General features: G+C 63.4%; 16 protein-coding genes and 1 riboswitch. Of the genes, 13 read left to right on the top strand and 3 right to left on the bottom strand.

Features of this window, described 5'->3' with window-relative positions; translation table 11 throughout:
• Positions 1-76 precede the first annotated feature (76 nt).
• The 7 genes from xdhA to GA566_RS04245 all read left to right on the top strand — a co-directional run bounded on the left by xdhA (position 77) and on the right by GA566_RS04245 (position 9776).
• Complete coding sequence (gene xdhA, locus GA566_RS04275) at positions 77-1591, top strand: xanthine dehydrogenase small subunit (protein WP_160471744.1); 1515 nt, start codon at positions 77-79, stop codon at positions 1589-1591.
• 11 nt (positions 1592-1602) lie between these two features.
• The gene (gene xdhB, locus GA566_RS04270) at positions 1603-3960 is read left to right on the top strand and encodes a xanthine dehydrogenase molybdopterin binding subunit (protein ID WP_160471743.1); all 2358 of its coding nucleotides are present in this window, start codon (positions 1603-1605) and stop codon (positions 3958-3960) included.
• An 18-nt stretch (positions 3961-3978) separates the two neighbouring features.
• Entirely contained in the window at positions 3979-4983 is a 1005-nt protein-coding gene (gene xdhC, locus GA566_RS04265; protein ID WP_160471741.1) for a xanthine dehydrogenase accessory protein XdhC, read from the top strand.
• 45 nt (positions 4984-5028) lie between these two features.
• On the top strand, positions 5029-6093 hold the full coding sequence (locus GA566_RS04260; RefSeq protein ID WP_137922985.1) for an adenosine deaminase: 1065 nt from the start codon (positions 5029-5031) through the stop codon (positions 6091-6093).
• Between the two features lie 92 nt (positions 6094-6185).
• Positions 6186-7517 (top strand): guanine deaminase, encoded by a 1332-nt coding sequence (gene guaD, locus GA566_RS04255; RefSeq protein WP_137922984.1) that lies wholly within the window; start codon positions 6186-6188, stop codon positions 7515-7517.
• A gap of 182 nt (positions 7518-7699) precedes the next feature.
• Positions 7700-8872, top strand: coding sequence for a fatty acid desaturase (locus GA566_RS04250; protein WP_137922983.1), 1173 nt, complete (start codon positions 7700-7702; stop codon positions 8870-8872).
• Positions 8873-8956: 84 nt separating this feature from the next.
• A riboswitch (yybP-ykoY riboswitch) is annotated at positions 8957-9130 on the top strand.
• 67 nt (positions 9131-9197) lie between these two features.
• Positions 9198-9776, top strand: coding sequence for a TMEM165/GDT1 family protein (locus GA566_RS04245; protein WP_137922982.1), 579 nt, complete (start codon positions 9198-9200; stop codon positions 9774-9776).
• A 133-nt stretch (positions 9777-9909) separates the two neighbouring features.
• Here the strand turns inward: GA566_RS04245 and GA566_RS04240 are convergent, their stop codons facing one another.
• Together GA566_RS04240 and uraH are read right to left on the bottom strand one after the other, a co-directional pair.
• Positions 9910-11115 (bottom strand): urate hydroxylase PuuD, encoded by a 1206-nt coding sequence (locus tag GA566_RS04240; RefSeq protein ID WP_137922981.1) that lies wholly within the window; start codon positions 11113-11115, stop codon positions 9910-9912.
• A gap of 28 nt (positions 11116-11143) precedes the next feature.
• Complete coding sequence (gene uraH, locus GA566_RS04235; protein WP_137922980.1) at positions 11144-11497, bottom strand: hydroxyisourate hydrolase; 354 nt, start codon at positions 11495-11497, stop codon at positions 11144-11146.
• A 348-nt stretch (positions 11498-11845) separates the two neighbouring features.
• Between uraH and GA566_RS04230 the strand changes: the two genes are divergently transcribed.
• The 6 genes from GA566_RS04230 to GA566_RS04205 all read left to right on the top strand — a co-directional run bounded on the left by GA566_RS04230 (position 11846) and on the right by GA566_RS04205 (position 17714).
• Positions 11846-12595: a GntR family transcriptional regulator gene (locus GA566_RS04230; protein ID WP_137922979.1), complete on the top strand. Its 750-nt coding sequence runs from the start codon at positions 11846-11848 to the stop codon at positions 12593-12595.
• Between the two features lie 208 nt (positions 12596-12803).
• A complete protein-coding gene (locus GA566_RS04225; protein WP_137922978.1) occupies positions 12804-14210 on the top strand; it encodes a nucleobase:cation symporter-2 family protein in 1407 nt (468 codons plus the stop codon).
• A 209-nt stretch (positions 14211-14419) separates the two neighbouring features.
• Positions 14420-15364, top strand: a complete 945-nt coding sequence (gene puuE, locus GA566_RS04220; RefSeq protein WP_137922977.1) for an allantoinase PuuE — start codon at positions 14420-14422, stop codon at positions 15362-15364.
• On the top strand, positions 15361-15891 hold the full coding sequence (gene uraD / locus GA566_RS04215) for a 2-oxo-4-hydroxy-4-carboxy-5-ureidoimidazoline decarboxylase (protein WP_137922976.1): 531 nt from the start codon (positions 15361-15363) through the stop codon (positions 15889-15891). Before puuE ends, uraD begins: the two co-directional genes overlap by 4 nt.
• A gap of 214 nt (positions 15892-16105) precedes the next feature.
• Positions 16106-17209, top strand: a complete 1104-nt coding sequence (locus tag GA566_RS04210; RefSeq protein ID WP_137922975.1) for a porin — start codon at positions 16106-16108, stop codon at positions 17207-17209.
• A 259-nt stretch (positions 17210-17468) separates the two neighbouring features.
• The gene (locus GA566_RS04205; protein WP_137922974.1) at positions 17469-17714 is read left to right on the top strand and encodes a hypothetical protein; all 246 of its coding nucleotides are present in this window, start codon (positions 17469-17471) and stop codon (positions 17712-17714) included.
• A 128-nt stretch (positions 17715-17842) separates the two neighbouring features.
• Here the strand turns inward: GA566_RS04205 and GA566_RS04200 are convergent, their stop codons facing one another.
• A complete protein-coding gene (locus tag GA566_RS04200; protein ID WP_137922973.1) occupies positions 17843-20164 on the bottom strand; it encodes an NADP-dependent malic enzyme in 2322 nt (773 codons plus the stop codon).
• Positions 20165-20203: the final 39 nt, after the last annotated feature.

The following is a 20203-nucleotide window of genomic DNA, read 5'->3' as shown; positions in this document are numbered from 1 at the left end:
GGCATATCACATGGGCCGAATATTGCATCAAAGGGCCAATGCTATGTTTGCAACCATCCCCGAAAGAGAGAAGACCATGGAGACGCAAACCATCCGCTTTTTCCACCGCGGCCAGGTCCAGGAAGTGGCAGACGCCCCCGTCACCCGCACTGTCCTGCAGTACCTGCGTGAAGACGTGCGCTGCACCGGCACCAAGGAAGGCTGTGCCGAAGGCGACTGCGGTGCCTGCACCGTCGTGCTGGGCGAGCTCAAACAGGACGGCGATGTCGAGTTCAAGGCCGTCAACGCCTGCATCCAGTTCCTGCCCACGCTCGACGGCAAGGCGCTGATCACGGTGGAAGACCTGCGCCAGGCCGACGGCGCGCTGCACCCGGTGCAGGAAGCGATGGTGGAGTGTCATGGCTCGCAATGCGGCTTCTGCACGCCCGGCTTCGTCATGTCGCTGTGGGCGCTGTACCAGCAGCACACGCCCGGCGCCGCCCCGCCCCCTCGGCAGGAAATCTGCGATGCGCTGACCGGCAACCTGTGCCGCTGCACCGGCTATCGCCCGATCGTCGATGCCGGCCAGCGCATGATGGCCCTGCCCGCGCCGACGGCCAGCCGCCTGAATCCGAAGCAGATTGCCGATACGCTGCGTAACCTCAAGCGCGGCGAGACCTTCCACTACAGCGTGCGCGGCCAGCATTTCTACGCCCCGCGCACCGCCGCCGAGTTCGGCGCGATCAAGGCCGCCGAGCCTGGCATCCGCATCCTGGCTGGCAGCACGGACGTGGGCCTGTGGGTGACCAAGCAGTTCCGTGAACTGGGCAACCTGCTTTACGTCGGCCAGGTGGAAGACCTGACCGGCATGGCCAAGCGCGATGGCGTTATCGAGATCGGCGCGGCCGTGACGCTGGAAAAGGCTTACGCCGCGCTGGCCGAAACGCACCCCGATCTGACCGAACTGTGGAAGCGCTTTGCGTCGCTGCCAATCCGCAACGCGGGCACGCTGGGCGGCAACATCGCCAACGGCTCGCCGATCGGTGACTCGATGCCGGCCCTGATTGCGCTGGGCACAGAGGTGGTGCTGCAGCGTGGCGAGACCCGTCGTACGATGCCGCTGGAAGACCTGTACCTCGCCTATCAGAAGACTGCCATGGTCGAAGGCGAGTTCGTGGCGGGCCTGCGCGTGCCGGTGAAGGGACCGCAGCATTTCCGCACGTACAAGCTGTCCAAGCGTTTCGACGAGGACATCTCGGCCGTGTGCGCAGCGTTCGGCATCGATGTCGAAGATGGCATCGTCAAGTCTGCCTGCATCGCCTTTGGCGGCATGGCCGCCACACCCAAGCGTGCCCCGCTGGCGGAAGCCGCCCTGACGGGCCAGCCGTGGAACGAAACCGCGGTGCGCGCCGGCATGGCTGCACTGGGTCAGGACTACACGCCGCTTTCCGATATGCGCGCTACCGCGGCCTACCGCTCGCGCGGCGCCGCCAACCTGCTCTATCGCTTCTGGCTGGAGACGCGCGATGGCGCCCTCCCCGCTGCCATGGTCAATGTCCGCGCGCTGGGCGCTGGCGAGGCCGTGGGTGCTGGTGAAACCGCAAGCGTCTGAGGAGAGTCAGCATGAACAAGCAAACCGAACCCTTCCTGCTCGACGCCAGCGTGGCCGCAGAGTCCACGCCGCAAGTGGGCATCTCGCGCCCGCACGAATCGGCCCATCTGCACGTGGCGGGCACCGCCACCTATACCGACGACATTCCCGAACTGGCCGGCACGCTGCACGCCGCGCTCGGCATGAGCACCAAGGCGCATGCGCGACTGAAATCGGTCGGCCTCGACCGCGTGCGCAAGGCGCCGGGTGTGGTGACCGTGCTGACCGTCGATGACATCCCCGGTGTCAATGACTGCGGCCCGATCATCCACGACGATCCGATCCTGGTGAAAGACACCGTGCAGTTCATCGGCCAGCCGATCTTTATCGTCGTGGCCACCTCGCATGACGCCGCGCGCCGTGCCGCACGTCTGGCCGACATCGATTACGAAGACCTGCCGCCGGTGCTGTCGCCCGAGGCCGCGCACGCGGCGGGCAGCTACGTGCTGGCGCCGATGCACCTGACGCGTGGCGAGCCCGCCGCGCATCTGGCGTCGGCTGCGCATCGCGACAGCGGCCACATCCGCCTGGGCGGACAGGAGCAGTTCTACCTCGAAGGGCAGATCGCCTACGCCGCGCCGCGCGAGAACGATGGCATGCACGTGTGGTGCTCCACGCAGCATCCCACCGAAATGCAGCACGCCGTGGCCCACATGCTCGGCTGGCACGCGCACCAGGTGCTGGTGGAATGCCGGCGCATGGGCGGCGGCTTTGGCGGCAAGGAATCGCAATCGGCCATGTTCGCGTGCTGCGCCGCGCTGGCGGCATGGAAGCTGCTGTGCCCGGTCAAGCTGCGTCCGGACCGCGACGACGACATGATGATCACCGGCAAGCGCCACGACTTCACGTTCGACTTCGACGTGGGCCATGACGACGAAGGCCGCCTCGAAGGCGTGCGCGTGGAGATGGTGTCGCGCGCCGGTTTCTCGGCCGACCTGTCGGGCCCGGTGATGACCCGCGCGATCTGCCACTTCGACAACGCCTACTGGTTGCCGAACGTGCAGATCGACGGCTACTGCGGCAAGACCAACACGCAGAGCAATACGGCCTTCCGCGGCTTCGGCGGTCCGCAGGGCGCGTTTGCCATCGAGTACATCCTCGACAACGTGGCGCGCAATGTTGGCAAGGATTCGCTTGAGGTCCGCCGCGCCAACTTCTACGGCAAGGGCGAGCGCAACGTCACGCCGTACGGCCAGACCGTGGAAGACAACGTCATCCATGAACTGATCGACGAACTGGTGGTCTCCAGCGAGTACCAGGCACGTCGCGAGGCCACGCGAGCGTTCAACGCGACGAGTCCGATCCTCAAGAAGGGCATCGCCATCACGCCCGTGAAGTTCGGTATCTCGTTCAACGTGGCGCACTACAACCAAGCCGGCGCGCTGGTGCATGTCTACAACGATGGCTCGGTGCTCGTGAATCACGGCGGCACCGAGATGGGGCAGGGCCTGAACACCAAGGTGGCGATGGTGGTGGCGCACGAGTTGGGTATCCGCATGGAACGCGTGCGCGTGACCGCGACCGACACCAGCAAGGTTGCCAACACCTCGGCCACGGCGGCCTCGACCGGCGCCGACCTGAACGGCAAGGCCGCGCAGGACGCCGCGCGCCAGATCCGCGAACGCCTGTCCGAGTTTGCCGCGCGCAAGGCCGGCGTGGAAGTCTCCACCGTGCGCTTCAACGACGATCTGGTGATCGCCGGCGAACTGCGCATGCCGTTCGGCGACCTCGTGCGTGAAGCCTACGTGTCGCGCGTGCAGTTGTGGTCCGATGGTTTCTACACCACGCCCAAACTGTACTGGGACCAGAAAGCACTGCATGGCCGGCCGTTCTACTACTTCGCCTACGGTGCCGCGTGCTCGGAAGTGCTCGTGGACACGCTGACCGGCGAATGGAAGCTGCTGCGTGCCGATGCGCTGCACGATGCGGGCAAATCGCTGAACCCTGCCATCGACATCGGCCAGGTGGAAGGCGCGTTCGTGCAAGGCATGGGCTGGCTGACCACCGAGGAACTGTGGTGGAACGCGGCGGGCAAGCTGATGACGCACGCACCGTCCACGTACAAGATCCCGACGATCAACGACGTGCCGGAAGGCTTCCACGTGCGGCTGTTCCAGAACGAGAACGTCGAGGACAGCATTCACCGTTCGAAGGCCGTGGGCGAGCCGCCGCTGTTGCTGCCGTTCTCGGTGTTCTTCGCGATCCGTGATGCGATTGCTGCCGTGGGTGACTACCAGGTCAACCCGCCGCTGCGCGCACCGGCCACGAGCGAAGCGATTCTCGATGCCGTGGAAGCCGTGCAGGCCGCACAAGTCACCACCACCGCCTGACGCGAGCAAGGAAACATCATGCAGGACGCCCCGCTCAAGCCATTCCGATTCGCCGATGCCGCCCGCTGGCTGCGAGCCGGCGTGCCCGTGGCCATGGTCACGATCGTCGAGGTCAAGGGTTCCGCGCCGCGCGAGGCCGGCATCCGCATGCTGGTGACGGCCGATGACCTCGTCGGCACGATCGGCGGCGGCCACCTGGAGTGGCGTGGCATGGACATCGCGCGGGCCATGCTCGCCAATCGTCATGTCCGGGGCAATCCGCACCGCCGCATCGAGCGGATTCCGCTTGGGCCCGCGCTGGGCCAGTGCTGCGGCGGCGTGGTGAAACTCGCGTTCGAGGTGCTCGGCACAGCGGATCTGGCGTGGCTCGACGCGCTCGAAGCATCCTTCGCCGAAGGGAAGTCGCTGCAACGGACCGTGGCACTGTCCGGCGACGTTACCGTGTCGGAAAGCCGCGCACTGCTGCCATCAGTGACGCTGCATGCCGACGATACGTGGATCGACACGCTCGTGCCCTCGCCCATGCACGTGGTGCTGTTCGGCGCGGGTCACGTGGGCCACGCACTGGTCAAGGTGCTCGCCACGCTGCCGTGTACCGTGCATTGGGTGGATGAGCGCGACACGCTGTTTCCGGGCGGCCTGCCCGACAACGTCGAGGCGGAAGCCACCGACTCACCGGAAACCGTGGTGGATCAAGCACCTGCCGGCACGTATTTCCTGGTCATGACGCACAGCCATGCGCTCGATCAGAGCCTGTGCGAGCGGATCTTCCGTCGCAACGACTTTGCGTACTTCGGACTGATCGGCTCGAAAACCAAGCGTGCCAAGTTCGAGCACCGCATGGTGGAGCACGGTATCGACCCCGCGCGCTTCCCCGAAATGACATGCCCGATGGGTGTGTCAGGCATCACAGACAAGGCACCGGCTATGATTGCGGTAGCCATCGTCGCCCAGCTGCTTCAGGTTCGCGACCAGCGCATTGCTGCGCTGTCCGCTCACCGGCTGGAGGCGATGCATCCGTAACAAGACGGCCGCGATCCGGCCGTCGTCATAGAAAAATGAGGCCCCATGACCATTGATGCCGCGCTGGCGGACAAGATCCGCCGTACTCCCAAAGCCGAATTGCACGTGCATATCGAAGGCACGCTCGAACCCGAGCGCATCTTCCGGCTGGCCCAGCGCAACAACGTCAAGCTGGCCTATGCCGATGTGGAAGCGTTGCGCGCCGCCTACGCCTTTACGGACTTGCAGTCGTTCCTGGATATCTACTACGCCGGTGCCAGCGTGCTGCTGACCGAGGAAGATTTCTTCGACATGACGATGGACTACGTGAAGCGCGCCGCCGCCGACAACGTGCGCCATGCCGAGATCTTTTTCGATCCGCAAACCCACACCGAACGTGGCGTGCCGATGGGCACCGTGATCGACGGTATTTCCGACGCGCTGGCGCAGGCCAGCACCGAGTACGATTTTTCGAGCAGCCTGATTCTCTGCTTCCTTCGCCATCTTTCCGAGGAAGACGCGTTCGCCACGCTCGAAGCCGCGCTGCCCTACCGCGACCGCTTCGTCGGCGTGGGACTCGATTCGTCCGAGCGTGGCAACCCGCCCGAGAAGTTCGCGCGCGTGTTTGCCCGTGCGAAGGAACTGGGCCTGCGACTCGTGGCACACGCTGGCGAGGAAGGCCCGGCACAGTACGTGACGGATGCCCTGGACATCCTCAAGGTGGAGCGCATCGACCACGGCGTGCGTGCCATCGACGACGACGCACTGGTGCAGCGCCTCGCACGCGAACGCATCGCGCTGACCGTGTGCCCGCTGTCGAACCAGAAGCTGAAGGTGTACCCGGACCTGGCCGATCATTCGCTGAAAAAGCTGCTGGATGCTGGCGTGGCCGTGACGCTGCACTCGGACGATCCTGCGTATTTCGGCGGCTACATGAACGCCAACTGGGAAGCCACGTTCGATGCGCTGCCGCTGGATGCAGCAGACGCCTACAAGCTGGCCCGCAACAGTTTCGAAGCGGCCTTCCTGCCGGACGCGCGGAAAGCCGATTTCCTGGCCGAAGTCGACCACTTCTGGTCGGCCACGCCCACCCACCCGCCTGCAACGGCCAACGTGAACCCCACGACCTGACCGGGCACATACGAAGAATGCCGGCGCCGCGCCCGCTGCAAGATCGCAAGATCCGCGCGGGCGCTGGCTCCGGCCGCCCCTGAGACAAGACGATGACGACGACTGCCCCCTCCTTCCCGAACACCTCCGGCACCCGCGCCGTGCGCGGCCGCATCCTCCATTTCCTGCGCGATCCGCAGTTTCATGAGGATGCCTACGAGTATTGGGAAGACGGCCTGCTGATCGTCACGAACGGCCACATCGCTGCGGCCGGTGCCTACGCAGACCTGTCGCACGACATCCCGGTTGGCGCCGAAGTCATCGATCATCGCGGCAAGCTGATCGTGCCGGGCTTTATCGACACGCACGTCCACTATCCGCAGACCGATATCATCGCGTCGCCGTCGCCGGGCCTGCTGCACTGGCTCGACACGTACACCTTCCCCGAGGAGCGCCGCTTCAGCGACGCCACCTACGCGCGCGGCGTGGCCGACTTCTTCACCGACGAACTGCTGCGCAACGGCACCACGACGGCGATGGTGTGGAGCACCGTGCACGCTGCGTCCGCCGATGCGCTGTTCGCCGCCAGCCAGGCGCGCAACCTGCGCATGATCACCGGCAAGGTGATGATGGACCGCAACTGCCCCGAATTCCTGCGCGACACCGCCGAGACCGGTGCGCGCGATTCGGCGGACCTGATCTCGAAGTGGCATGGCAAGGACCGTCTGGCCTATGCCATCACGCCGCGCTTCGCCCCGACCTCCACCGAGGCCCAACTGGCCGCCTGCGGCGAACTCGCGCGCGCCCATTCGGATGTTTTCATCCAGACTCACGTTGCCGAAAACCGCGACGAAGTGAAATGGGTGGCGGAGCTGTTCCCCGATGCGCGCAGCTACCTCGACGTCTATGACCGCTACAGCCTGCTGCGCCCCGGCGCGTTCTACGGCCACGCGATCTACCTCGACCCCGAGGACCGCGTTCGCCTGGCCGACAGCGGCGCAGCCGTGGCACATTGCCCGACGTCGAACCTGTTCCTGGGCAGCGGCTTCTACGACTTCCACCAATCCGATGCCAATCGCCTCAACGTGACACTGGCCACCGACGTGGGCGGCGGCACGTCGTTCTCGATGTTCCGCACGATGAATGCCGCACACAAGGTGGCGCGCATGGGCGGCTATCACCTGACCGCGCTGCGGATGTTCTACCTGGCCACGCGCGCGGCGGCCGATGCGCTCGGCTGGCAGGACCGCGTGGGCAGTTTCGAGACAGGTTGCGAAGCCGACTTCATCGTGCTGGACCCGGAGGCCACGCCGCTGATCGGACGCCGCAGCAGCCGCTGCGAAACGCTGGAAGAGCAACTGTTCGCGTTCGCCATGCTGGGCGACGACCGCGTGATCGACAACGTCTATGTGATGGGCGAAGCCACCCGCACAATGGCGTCCTGAAAGGTGTCCGAGCGCAAACAACCTTCCGATTCCTGACCAGAAATATCCCTAATAGCCCAAGTGTCTTGATTGGGATCAACACAACAGTCATCAAACCCTTCTAGCCTGTCGGATTCATGCGCCCCTCCGCTTTTGCCGTATAGGATGGGCGCAGCCTCGACTCCGACAAGCCTGACACATCGATGACTGCCCGATCCGACACCCTATCTGCTGCCGACGCCTCGGCCGACGCTGGGGCCAGCAATCCCGGCCAGCCGCATACACGCGGCAACCTTCCCCTGCCCGAACCCATCGCGTTCGAAGCCCCCTTTCCCAATCGCAAGACCATCCGCAGCTGGCTGATCCCGCTCGGGGACCGCAGCACGCCGCGCGCGCTGATGCTGTTCGCGTTCGACTATCTGCTGTTCGCGGCAGTGCTGGCCGGCGTGGTACTGGTGCCGGCATGGTGGGCCAAGGTCGGTCTGGGTGTGCTGGCCGGCCTGATCATCGCCCGCCTGTTCATCATCGGCCATGACGCCTGCCACCAGAGCCTGACCGACAACCGCGGCCTGAACAAATGGCTCGGCCGGCTGACCTTCCTGCCGTCGCTCACGCCGTACAGCCTGTGGGAAGTGGGCCACAACGTGGTCCATCACGGCTATACCAATCTCAAGGGCTTCGACTTCGTGTGGGCGCCCTACTCGCTGGAAGAATTCCGCGCGCTGCCGCGCCGCCGCCGCGTGATGGAGCGGATCTACCGGAATGGATTCGGCGCCGGCCTGTACTACCTCATCGAAATCTGGTGGTTCAAGCTGTTTTTCCCGAGCAAGCGCCAGATGGCAACCCGTCGTGCAATCTTCATGTGGGATTGCGCACTGGTCGCCGCCTTCGGCGCGCTGTGGATCGGTGCGTTGGCAGTGCTGGCGATGGCCACGGAGCAGTCGGTCCTGTTGATGATCGGCACGGGTTTCGTGCTGCCGTTCCTGATCTGGAACACCACGGTCGGCTTCGTCCTGTACGTCCACCACACGCATACGAGCGTGGCGTGGTACGACACCAAGCCGATGTGGTCCAAGGCGCAGCCGTTCGTCTCGACCACGGTCCACCTGCGCTTCGGCATGGGTATCGGCGCCGCGCTGCATCACATCATGGAGCACACCGCGCACCACGTGGACATGAGCGTGCCGCTGTACCGGCTCAAGAAGGCCCAGGCACTGCTCGAACACGCACTGCCGGGCCGCATCATCATCGAGAACTTCTCGTGGCGCTGGTACTTCCGCACGGCGCGCCGCTGCAAACTCTACGATTTCAAGGCACTTTGCTGGACCGATTTCCGCGGTCGCCAGACCAGCGAGAACTCGCCGGTCCCCGTCTGATACGCACCATCTACTGAGAACCGTTCTCAAAAACTAGCATTTACGCCGGATTGGTGGACATCATCCACCGCTCTGGCTACAATGCGGCCTTCCATTGGGGAGTAGCCGCCCTGATCTCACCGCGCCGCGCAATGCGGCATCCGGAAGACAGGGGCGTACGTCAACAGACTTGACTGCCACCGCAGTTATGGCGTGCGCAGCTCTGGACCTTGCGTCCGGCGCCTGGCGAGACCGATGACCATACCTTTCTGGCCGGGCCGGGAAAGGCATGCGTCATTGGCATCTCGCAGATGCGCCTTCGGCCCGGTTATTCGACCTATAAGAAATGGCATCCTCATTCCTCGTCTCCACAGGGATCGTCGCGCTCGCGGAAATGGGCGACAAGACGCAATTGCTTTCGCTCGTCCTCGCAGCACGGTATCGCAAACCCATCCCCATCATTCTCGGCATCCTGATCGCCACACTGGTCAACCACGGTTTTGCCGGGGCACTGGGTGGATGGCTGACCGATGTGCTGGGCGCGAATCTCCTGCGGTGGATCCTGGGCCTGGGCTTTATCGCCATGGCGGCATGGATGCTGATCCCGGACAAGCTGGACGACGCCGAAGACACCAAGCCTGCCAAGACCACGCTCGGCATCCTGGGTACAACCATCGTGGCATTCTTCTTTGCCGAAATGGGCGACAAGACGCAGATCGCCACCGTGGCGCTGGCTGCGCGTTTCCATGGTGAAGTCCTGGCCGTGGTAGCAGGCACGACGCTCGGGATGATGCTCGCCAATGCCCCTGCCGTGCTGCTTGGCGACAAGTTCGCCAACAAGATGCCCATCGCCCTGGTGCACAAGATCGCCGCTGCAATCTTCCTGGTACTGGGCCTGCTGGCGCTGTTCAATGTCGGCGGCTGAGGCACCTACGCAATAATAAAAAAACGGGGCACGAAGCCCCGTTCAAACCCTCGCCGGTTCGGTACAGCCGACTGCCAACTGCGCAGCCTCCGAACCGTCGATCACCGATGCTCGGTCAAATTCAGTTGGTAGTTCAGTTGGTTGTCTTGGCGCCGCCTTCGAACCACTGGCCCAGCAATGCGCGCTCGTCGTCCGTGATCTGCGTGACGTTGCCCAGCGGCATCGCCTTCTGCTGCACAGCCTGCTGATAGATCAGCTGGGCATGCGACTTGATGTCATCCACGGTATCGAGCTTGATGCCCTTGGCAGCCGTCGGCATCATCTTCGGCTGCTCGGCATGACACTGCACGCAGCGCGAGTTCATGATCTCCTGCACCTTGACGAAGCTCACCGCGTTGGCGGCAGCGCCATCGGCCTTGGCCACTTGCGGACGCGGCTGCGGTGCGATCAGGAACGCCACCACGCCCAGGCACGCCACACCAGCGGCCGGCCACGCGATGTTGATCTTGCCCTTGTGCTTCAGGATGAAGAACTGACGGATGAACACGCCGGCCAGCATGATCGCGATCAGCACGGCCCAGTTGTTCTTTGCCGCATACGTCATGCTGTAGTGGTTCGACAGCATCGCGAACAGCACCGGCAGCGTGAAGTACGTGTTGTGCACGCTGCGCTGCTTGGCACGCTTGCCGTGGATCGGATCCACCGGCTTGCCGGCCCGCAGGGCTGCCACCACCTTGCGCTGGCCCGGAATGATCCAGAACAGCACGTTCGCGCTCATGATCGTGGCGATCATCGCGCCGGTCAGCAGGAATGCCGCGCGACCCGAGAAGATATGGCACGCCACGTATGCGGCCACACCCACGTAAATCGCCACGAGGATACCAACCGTCTTGTCGCTCTTGCCGAAGATGCGGCAGATGGCGTCATAGACCACCCAGCCGGCGATCAGGTATGACACCGCGAACCCGACTGCCGCGCCCGGCGACATGTCGAAGACGTTCTTGTCGATCAGGAACGTGCTCGCGTTGAACAGGTACAGCACCACGAACAGCGCGAAGCCGCTCATCCACGTGGAATACGACTCCCAGTAGAACCAGTGCAGATGCTCGGGCAGTTTGGCCGGCGACGAGAGGTACTTCTGCGGGTTGTAGAAGCCGCCGCCGTGCACGGCCCAGAGTTCGCCGCCGACACCCTTCTCCTTCAGGTTCTCGTCGGTGGGGGGCGTCAGGCTGTTGTCGAGCCAGACGAAGTAGAACGATGAGCCGATCCAGGCGATTGCGGTGATGACGTGCAGCCAGCGCAACAGCAGATTGGCCCAGTCGAGAATGTAGCCTTCCATGACTTGTCTCCTTTCCCTTCCGACCGCTTCAGCTACCGCGATAGGTCGAGTACGACCACGGCGAGACCAGCAGCGGCACGTGGTAGTGGCCGCTCGTATCGGCAATGCCGAAACGCAGGGTCACCACGTCGAGGAATGCGGGCTCGGGCAGCCTGGTGCCCTGCGCGCGGAAGTAGTCGCCGGCGCCGAAATCGAGTTCGTAGACGCCAACCTGCAGGTCGGCACCTTCCAGCAGGGGCTGGTCTGCACGGCCGTCGTGGTTGGTCTGGATCGACTTCAGGGTCTCGCGACGATTGTCGACAATTTTATGCAGGGTAACCGACATGCCGGCGCCGGGCGTGCCGGCTGCGGTGTCGAGAACGTGAGTGGTCAAGCGTCCCATCCTGTTCTTCCTTTGGAGTGTGGGTTGTGAGGGGCGCCGCTGCCTTCACTAGCACCATTTGTGGGGAATGGTGCCCGCTCGGTACGTATTTCAACGCATCCCGGCGCTAGGTTGGTGCGTGGCGACAATGCGCCTGCACCGACCCGGTGACAACTCGGTAGATACCCGCGGTTGTCAAAAACCGTACTCGGTTTTGTTGACAATGGTGCTTGCATATCCAAATAATTGTCAACAATTTTTAGATCCATGCAGCCGTATGACCGATATCAAGACGCTTGATGTCGATCTGATGACCGGTCGCTACGATCACTGACCATCGCCCCTTCAGCTTTTTTGCGAGTGTCCAGGATGTCCAAGAATCTCAAGCTCATTGCCCCCACCGCCGCCGACGTACTGCCTGCGTCCCTCGACAACAAGCCTGCCCGCAAGGGATCGGTGGAAGAGCGCATGTATCACGAGATCTACGACGCGATCATGGAGCACCGCCTGCCGCCGCGCACCAAGCTGACGGAGCACTCGCTTTGCGAGATCTATGCCACCGCGCGCCACACCGTGCGCAAGGTGCTGTCGCGACTGGCCGCCGACGGCATGGTGGATCTGGAACCGAACCGTGGCGCGTTCATCGCCAGCCCGTCCACGGACGAGGCCCATGACATGTTCGAACTGCGCCAGATGCTCGAGCGCGCCGTGCTCGACAAGCTGGCTTCCCTGCCGAACGTGCGTGCCGTGATCGCCCCGCTGCGCAAGATGGTGAACGACGAGCGCCAGGCGTTCCTGACTCACGAGCGTCCGCGCTGGATTCGCTTGTCCGCCGAATTCCATACCGCACTGGCCGAGCTGTCCGGCAACGAACTATTGGTAACGATGATGCGCCGCCTGGTGTCGCGCACCACGCTGATGATTGCCAGCGTGGAAGCCCCCGGCCACAACGCGTGTTCGTTCGATGAGCACGACGAGATTCTCGACGCACTGGAACAGGGCGACGCTGCCCTGGCCAAGTCGCGCATGGCGCACCACCTTGGCGCGTGCGCCGATCGCGTGCAACCCGATGAACCAGGCAATTTCGATCTTCGCAGCGTGCTGGGCCGCTCCACCTAGCGCAATGTTCCCGCCGCCGGGCAACAGACATCCCCTGTTGCCGATGCAGACCCACCGGTTTAGCCACCACATTCGCCCGTCATAGGCACGGCAGGAAACCGGACAAGAACCGTCAACAAGTGCCCACGACAAGAGGCGCCGACAAAACGGTCAAGGGTAAAACCCGGCGCGCGTTCCCATCCAAAACCAAAGGAGAGGAGACACACCCATGAATTCCGCAAGCACCACGGTCCCCACGGATCTCACAAACGAGCGGCTGCCCTCCGGGCGGTTGCTGGCGCTGGGCCTGCAGCATGTACTGGTGATGTATGCCGGCACGGTGGCGGTTCCGCTGATCGTCGGCGGTGCGCTCAGGCTCCCCAAGGATCAGCTCGCCTTCCTGATCAATGCCGACCTCTTCGCAGCGGGCCTGGCTACGCTGATCCAGGCCATCGGTTTCTGGAAGTTCGGCATCCGGCTGCCGGTGATGATGGGCGTCACGTTCGCATCGGTGGCACCGATGATCGCCATCGGCAACGATCCCAACGTCGGCCTGCTCGGCATCTATGGCGCGGTGATCGCGTCAGGACTGTTCGGCATCCTGATCGCGCCGATGATGGGGCGCATGTTGGGACTCTTCCCACCCGTGGTGACCGGCACCGTGATCACGCTGATCGGTGTGTCGCTGATGCGGGTGGGCATCAACTGGGCCGGTGGCGGACAACCCACCACCCGCGCCGTGATCGATGGCGTGGTCAAGGAAGTACCCAACCTTGCCTACGGCGATCTGACCAACCTCGGCATCGCCGGGCTGGTGCTGCTGGTGATCCTCGTGCTGAGCAAGTACGGCCGCGGACTGGTATCGAACTGCGCGGTGCTGCTCGGCATCATCGTCGGCACGCTGGTGGCCATGGCCTTTGGCAAGGTGTCGTTCGACGGCCTGCATGACGCGAGCTACGTGGCCGTCATCACGCCGTTCCACTTCGGCATGCCGACATTCGAGATCACCGCCATCCTGTCGATGTGCATCGTCATGCTGATCACACTGGTGGAGTCCACCGGCATGTTCCTGGCGCTGTCCGACATCACGGGCCGCAAGCTGAGCCGCAGCGACCTGACGGCCGGCCTGCGCGCCGATGGCCTGGGCACGGTGATCGGCGGCGTGTTCAACACCTTCCCGTACACCTCGTTCTCGCAGAACGTGGGTCTGGTCACGGTAACCGGCGTGCGCTCACGCTACGTGGCGGCAGCCGGCGGCCTGATCCTGATCGCGTTCGGCCTGTTCCCGAAGATGGCCCACGTGGTGGCTTCGGTGCCGCAGTTCGTGCTCGGCGGCGCCGGCATCGTGATGTTCGGCATGGTGGCGGCCACGGGTATCCGCATCCTGGGTTCGTGCGACTTCAACAAGAACCGCCACAACCTGTTCATCGTGGCGATCTCGATCGGCTTCGGCATGATTCCCACGCTGTCGCCCACGCTGTTCCAGTATCTGCCCAAGTGGACCGACCCGTTCACGCACAGCGGCATCGTGCTCGGCACCATCGTCGCAGTGGCGTTGAACCTGTTCTTCAACGGCATCCAGTCTGCCGATGAAGCCATGCGCAACGCCGCGGCAAACTCGCACGGCACGGAGTAACGCCGCCGACGATTGACCGCCAACAATCTCGAACGACAATCGGGCGGCAACAATTTGTGGCCACGTTGCCGCCACGATGTCAAGCCCGCCGGAGTCTTTCTGGCACGCGCTTTGCATAAGTGAAGCCGCTGCCAGGGACGCCGGACGAGCAAACGTTTTTTTGATTTCTCCGAGTTTTCTCCTGAGGCACCTGAAGCAAACATAACCAGATGAAACACGATAACTATCCACGCGATCTCATCGGCTACGGCGCCCAGCCGCCGCACGCCCGCTGGCCGGGCGGCGCACGCATCGCGCTGCAGTTCGTGCTCAATTACGAGGAGGGCGGCGAGAACTGCGTGCTGCACGGCGACGCCGCTTCCGAGCAGTTCCTGTCCGAGATCATCGGTGCCGCGGCCTACCCCGCGCGGCACATGAGCATGGAAGGCGTCTACGAGTACGGTTCGCGTGCCGGCGTCTGGCGCATCCTGCGCGAGTTCGAGCAACGCAAGCTGCCGCTCACCATCTTCGGCGTATCGATGGCACTGCAGCGCCATCCCGAACTCACGCGCGCGTTCGTCGAACTCGGTCACGAGATCGCCTGCCACGGCTGGCGCTGGATCCACTACCAAGGCATGGACGAAGCCACCGAGCGCGAGCACATGCGCATCGGCATGCAGATCATCAAGGACCTGACCGGCGAGATGCCGCTCGGCTGGTACACGGGCCGCGACAGCCCCAACACACGCCGCCTCGTCGTGGAACACGGCGGGCTGCTCTACGACGCCGACTACTACGGCGACGACCTGCCTTTCTGGACCGAAGTGGAAGTCACCGGTGGCGAGAAGAAGCCGCACCTGGTGGTGCCGTATACGCTCGACTCCAACGACATGCGCTTCGCCACGCCGCAGGGCTTCAATACCGGCGATCAATTCTTCCAGTACCTGAAGGACGCGTTCGACGTGCTGTATGCCGAGGGCGACCCGAGCGGACTCGACGCGCCAAAGATGCTGTCGGTAGGCATGCATTGCCGACTGCTGGGCCGCCCGGGCCGCTTCCGCGCGCTCCAGAAATTCCTGGACTACGTGCAGTCGCACGACAAGGTGTGGATCTGTCGGCGTGTCGATATCGCACGCCACTGGATCGAAACCCATCCCCACCGGAGCCAGGCATGAGCACAACGACCCACAACCCATACACCATCGCGCAGATCAATGGACTGCCCGAAGCAGAATTCGTCAAAGTCCTCGGCGGCATCTACGAGCACTCGCCGTGGTTTGCCGAAGCCGCATCGAAGCAGCGACCTTTCGCCAACACGGCGGAACTCGCCACCGCATTGCGCGGTGCCGTGGATGCAGCCGGCAAGGAGGCCCAACTGAAGCTCGTACGCGCTCACCCGGAACTTGCGGGCAAGGCTGCGGTGCGCGGCGAACTGACCGCGGAGTCCACGCGGGAACAGGCCGGTGCCGGACTGGATCAATGCACGCCGGAGGAATTCCAGCGCCTCCAGAATCTGAATGCGGCCTACAACCAGAAGTTTGGATTCCCCTTCATCCTGGCGGTTCGTGGCTACGATCGCCACGGCATCATCGACGCTTTTGCAAGGCGTTTGGAGAACGCACCCGATGTCGAGTTGCAAACTTGCATCAACCAGATCCATCGCATTGCGCAGTTCCGGTTGAACGACTTAGTATCCGCCTGAAATCAAAACCATAACGGTAGAAGAGAGAGAGAAATTCAGGGACGTTCAGCGAGCCATGCCTGCTGTCAAACAACGTCCCCGGCCGCGCCGGTCCCCAATGCACAGTCAGACTTCCGAGCGCGGCCGAGGGACGTAGTACCAAAGAAACCCTGAAGGGTTCCGGCACACAAGAAAAAACGTTCTGAGCAGCATTACAACCACGGAGGTCTTAAACATGAAGAAGCAGTACAAGCCGGCTTTCAAGCTGGCGGCAATCGCGGCTACCCTTTTCTCCGGCGCGGCCATGGCCCAATCCAGCGTCACGCTGTATGGCCAGGCTGACATGTTCGTCGGTGGCATCAAGAGCGTGGGCGGCGCGGACCGCGCCTACGTTGCCAACTCGGGTGGCATGCAAACGTCGTACTGGGGGATCAAGGGTACGGAAGACCTGGGCCTGGGCACGAAGGCAATCTTCGACCTGAACGGCTTCTTCCGCACCGACTCCGGCAGCATGGGCCGCTTCAACGGCGACTCGATGTTCAGCCGCAATGCGTATGTCGGCCTGCAGAACGATCGCTATGGTTCGGTGAAGCTGGGCCGCAACACCACGCCCTACTTCGTCTCCACGATCCTGTTCAATCCGCTGGTTGACTCGTACGTCTTCAGCCCGATGATTTTCCACACGTACTTCGGCGCGAACAATGGCCGCGTGTACGACCCGGGCATCATCGGCGATTCGGGCTGGAACAACTCGATCGTCTACTCGACGCCGAACTTTGGTGGCCTGACCGCCAACTTCATCTACAGCGCGGGTGAGTCGGCCGGCAACGCCAGCAAGGCCAAGTGGGGCGGCAACGTGACCTACTTCTCGGGTCCTGTGGCAGCCACGGTGGCATTCCAGCAGGTCAAGTTCGACAACACGCCGTTCGACCTGACCAACGCACCGACCACGCCAAACGCCAACACGCCGTACATCGTCGGCTTCGACAAGCAGACGGCAGTGCAGGCCGGCGCCTCGTACGACTTCAAGGTCGTCAAGGTGTTCCTGCAAGGCCAGTACATCAAGACCGACGTGAACAACAATGTGAACGGCGACATCAAGCACATCGACGGTCAGGGTGGCGTGTCGATTCCCGTGGGCGCCGGCAACATCCTGGCGTCGTACACGTATGGCCGTGTGCTGAACGAGCTGTCGAGCTTCAAGCGCAACACGATGGCAGTGGCCTACGACTACAACCTGTCGAAGCGTACCGACGTCTACGCCGCGTACTACTACGACAAGATCACGGGCCTTGAGCACGGCGACAGCTTCGGCGTGGGCGTGCGCCACAAGTTCTGATCGCAAGGTATACAGCAGCCCTGAAAGCCTGCCCTCGCGGCAGGCTTTTTTCATGCGCTTTCGTGCGCGCCAGGCGCCGCTCGCCGGCACAATGCTGCGCACAACATGCTGCGACGCAGCAAGACGTTGCGCAACGGAAGCAGGATGGGAAACGGCTGCTTCATAGTCGCTTTCAATTGGCGACTATGTTCTCTTCTACCTAGATTGGTTTTCCGGACTGTGTGCCGGACCACGTAAATCAGGACGAGAGAGGTGACGCATGCGGCGCTATGTGAAGTCCCGATCGGAACTCATGGCCATATTGAGCCAATGCCTGGACAACAACCCGGAGTGCGGCGAGATGGAATTGCACGCGATGCGTGTGCATCAGCCGGACCATACGGGTTGCAACTGGAGTGCTGAGGTCGATCTCCGCCAGGAGTGCTTCGATGACTTGTCGCAGCAAATGGCCGCCGCCCGTTCGATCATCGTGGTGATGCGGGAGCAGTACAACGTGCTGCAGTGAGCGGGCACGACTGTGCGTACTGACTCGCCGACGCGCTGACACCCCGGCAGAAGTGCCAGCGCACCGACAAAAAAAACCGGGCCGCATATGCGGCCCGGTTTTTTTTCGACTCTACTCGGATCAGCGGATCAGCGGATCGCGTTGGCTTCCGCCACGGCCACGGCCGTCATGTTGACGATGCGGCGGGTGGTGGCTTGCGGGTTCAGGATGTGAACCGGCTTGGCCGCGCCCAGCAGGATCGGACCCACCGTCACGCCCTGGCCGCCCGTCATCTTGAGCAGGTTGAACGCGATGTTGGCCGCATCCAGCGTCGGCATGACCAGCAGGTTGGCGCTGCCAGCCAGCTTCGTGCTCGGCAGGAAGTGGCGGCGCACGTCTTCGTCGAGTGCGGCATCGCCCTGCATTTCGCCTTCGACTTCCAGTTCCGGCGCCACGCGGGCCAGGATCGCTGCGGCTTCACGCATCTTCTGCGCCGACGGACGGTTCGACGAACCGAACATCGAGTGCGACATCATCGCTGCCTTCGGATGCAGACCGAAACGCGCGATTTCCTGCGCCGCCAGTTGCGCGATTGCCGCCAGTTCCTCGGCGCTCGGATCGTCGTTGACGAAGGTGTCGGTGATGAACAGCGTGTGCTTCTCCAGCATCAGCGCGTTCATCGCCGCAAATACCTTGGCATCCGGCGCCAGACCGATCACGTCGCGCACATGTTCCAGGTGTGCTTCGAAACGGCCTACCGTACCGCACAGCAGCGCGTCCGCATCGCCCATGTGCATCAGCATCGTGCCGATCAGCGTGTTCGAGCGGCGCAGTGCCACCTTGGCCATGTCCGGCGTCACGCCATCGCGGCCACGCAGCGCGTGGTAAGCCTCGTGGTAGGCGCGGTAACGCGGATCGTCTTCCGGATTGATGAGTTCGAAATCGACACCCGAACGCAGGCGCAGGCCAGCCTTCTCGATACGCATCTGGATCACGTGCGGACGACCGATCAGGATCGGACGTGCCAGGCCTTCATCGACCACGCTTTGCACGGCGCGCAGCACGCGCTCTTCTTCGCCCTCGGCATAGGCCACGCGCTTCGGCGCTGCCTTGGCGGCGGAGAACACGGGCTTCATGATCAGGCCCGTGTGATACACGTAGCTCGAGAGTTGCTGACGATAGGCGTCGAGATCCTGAATCGGACGCGTCGCCACGCCCGACTCTTCGGCAGCCTTGGCCACGGCCGGCGCGATCTTCTCGATCAGGCGCTGGTCGAACGGCGTCGGGATGATGTAGTCGGGACCGAACTTCAGTTCACGGCCACCGTAGGCTGCGGCCACGGCATCGTTGAGTTCGGCTTCGGCCAGTTCGGCAATCGCCTTCACGCAGGCCAGCTTCATTTCTTCCGTGATCTTCGTCGCGCCGCAATCGAGCGCGCCACGGAAGATGTACGGGAAGCACAGCACGTTGTTGACCTGATTCGGATAGTCCGAGCGGCCCGTGGCGATGATGCAGTCCGGACGCGCGGCCTTGGCCACCTCCGGGCGGATTTCCGGTTCCGGGTTCGCCAGTGCCAGGATGATGGGCTTGTCGGCCATCGTCTTGACCATGTCGCCCGTCAGCACGCCTGCGGTGGAGCAACCCAGGAACACGTCGGCGCCATCGACGATATCGGCCAGCGTACGGGCCGTGGTGTCCTGTGCATAGCGGGCCTTGTTGGCCTCCATGTTGGCATCGCGCCCCTGGAAGATCACGCCCTTCGAATCCACCACGAAGACGTTCTCGCGCTTCACGCCGAGGCTGACCATGGTGTCCAGGCAGGCGATGGCTGCAGCGCCGGCACCCGACACCGCCAGCTTGACCTTGCCGATTTCCTTGCCCACGACCTTCAGGCCGTTCAGCAGTGCAGCGGCGGAGATGATCGCGGTGCCATGCTGGTCGTCGTGGAAGACGGGAATGTTCATGCGCTCGCGCAGTTGCTTCTCGATGTAGAAGCACTCGGGCGCCTTGATGTCTTCAAGGTTCACGCCGCCGAGCGTGGGCTCCAGCGCGGCGACGATTTCCACGATCTTGTCCGGATCGCGTGCATCGAGTTCGATGTCGAATACGTCGATGCCCGCGAACTTCTTGAACAGGCAACCCTTGCCTTCCATCACCGGCTTGCCGGCCAGCGGGCCGATGTCGCCCAGACCCAGCACCGCCGTACCGTTCGTGATCACGGCCACCAGGTTGCCGCGCGAGGTGTACTCGGCAGCCATCGCCGGGTCCTTGTGGATCTCCTCGCACGCATACGCCACGCCAGGCGAGTAGGCCAGCGACAGATCGCGCTGGTTCGACAGCGCCTTCGTGGCCGTTACCTGAATCTTGCCCTTGGTCGGGCTGCGGTGATATTCGAGTGCCGCCAGGCGCAGTTGCGCTTCGGGGCTGTTCGGAACATGTTGCGGTGCATCACTGCGGGTGTTGCTGCTCATCTGCGTGTCCAGGAGAGAAGGCGAAAAAAATCGAGGGGC

Source organism: Cupriavidus sp. SW-Y-13 (assembly GCF_009793345.1).
In the GTDB taxonomy this organism is placed as follows: Bacteria; Pseudomonadota; Gammaproteobacteria; order Burkholderiales; family Burkholderiaceae; genus Cupriavidus.
The sequence above is the reverse complement of the archived record's forward strand: the minus strand, read 5'-3'. Positions and strand labels throughout refer to the sequence as shown.

Excerpts from the sequence above, each read along its gene's own strand:
- GA566_RS04205 (WP_137922974.1), top strand. The coding sequence starts at position 17,469 with ATGCGGCGCTATGTGAAGTCCCGATCGGAACTCATGGCCATATTGAGC.
- GA566_RS04250 (WP_137922983.1), top strand. The coding sequence starts at position 7,700 with ATGACTGCCCGATCCGACACCCTATCTGCTGCCGACGCCTCGGCCGAC.
- xdhB (WP_160471743.1), top strand. The coding sequence starts at position 1,603 with ATGAACAAGCAAACCGAACCCTTCCTGCTCGACGCCAGCGTGGCCGCA.
- uraH (WP_137922980.1), bottom strand. The coding sequence starts at position 11,497 with ATGGGACGCTTGACCACTCACGTTCTCGACACCGCAGCCGGCACGCCC.
- GA566_RS04200 (WP_137922973.1), bottom strand. The coding sequence starts at position 20,164 with ATGAGCAGCAACACCCGCAGTGATGCACCGCAACATGTTCCGAACAGC.
- guaD (WP_137922984.1), top strand. The coding sequence starts at position 6,186 with ATGACGACGACTGCCCCCTCCTTCCCGAACACCTCCGGCACCCGCGCC.
- xdhA (WP_160471744.1), top strand. The coding sequence starts at position 77 with ATGGAGACGCAAACCATCCGCTTTTTCCACCGCGGCCAGGTCCAGGAA.
- GA566_RS04210 (WP_137922975.1), top strand. The coding sequence starts at position 16,106 with ATGAAGAAGCAGTACAAGCCGGCTTTCAAGCTGGCGGCAATCGCGGCT.
- puuE (WP_137922977.1), top strand. The coding sequence starts at position 14,420 with ATGAAACACGATAACTATCCACGCGATCTCATCGGCTACGGCGCCCAG.
- GA566_RS04230 (WP_137922979.1), top strand. The coding sequence starts at position 11,846 with ATGTCCAAGAATCTCAAGCTCATTGCCCCCACCGCCGCCGACGTACTG.
- GA566_RS04225 (WP_137922978.1), top strand. The coding sequence starts at position 12,804 with ATGAATTCCGCAAGCACCACGGTCCCCACGGATCTCACAAACGAGCGG.
- GA566_RS04245 (WP_137922982.1), top strand. The coding sequence starts at position 9,198 with ATGGCATCCTCATTCCTCGTCTCCACAGGGATCGTCGCGCTCGCGGAA.
- uraD (WP_137922976.1), top strand. The coding sequence starts at position 15,361 with ATGAGCACAACGACCCACAACCCATACACCATCGCGCAGATCAATGGA.
- GA566_RS04260 (WP_137922985.1), top strand. The coding sequence starts at position 5,029 with ATGACCATTGATGCCGCGCTGGCGGACAAGATCCGCCGTACTCCCAAA.
- xdhC (WP_160471741.1), top strand. The coding sequence starts at position 3,979 with ATGCAGGACGCCCCGCTCAAGCCATTCCGATTCGCCGATGCCGCCCGC.
- GA566_RS04240 (WP_137922981.1), bottom strand. The coding sequence starts at position 11,115 with ATGGAAGGCTACATTCTCGACTGGGCCAATCTGCTGTTGCGCTGGCTG.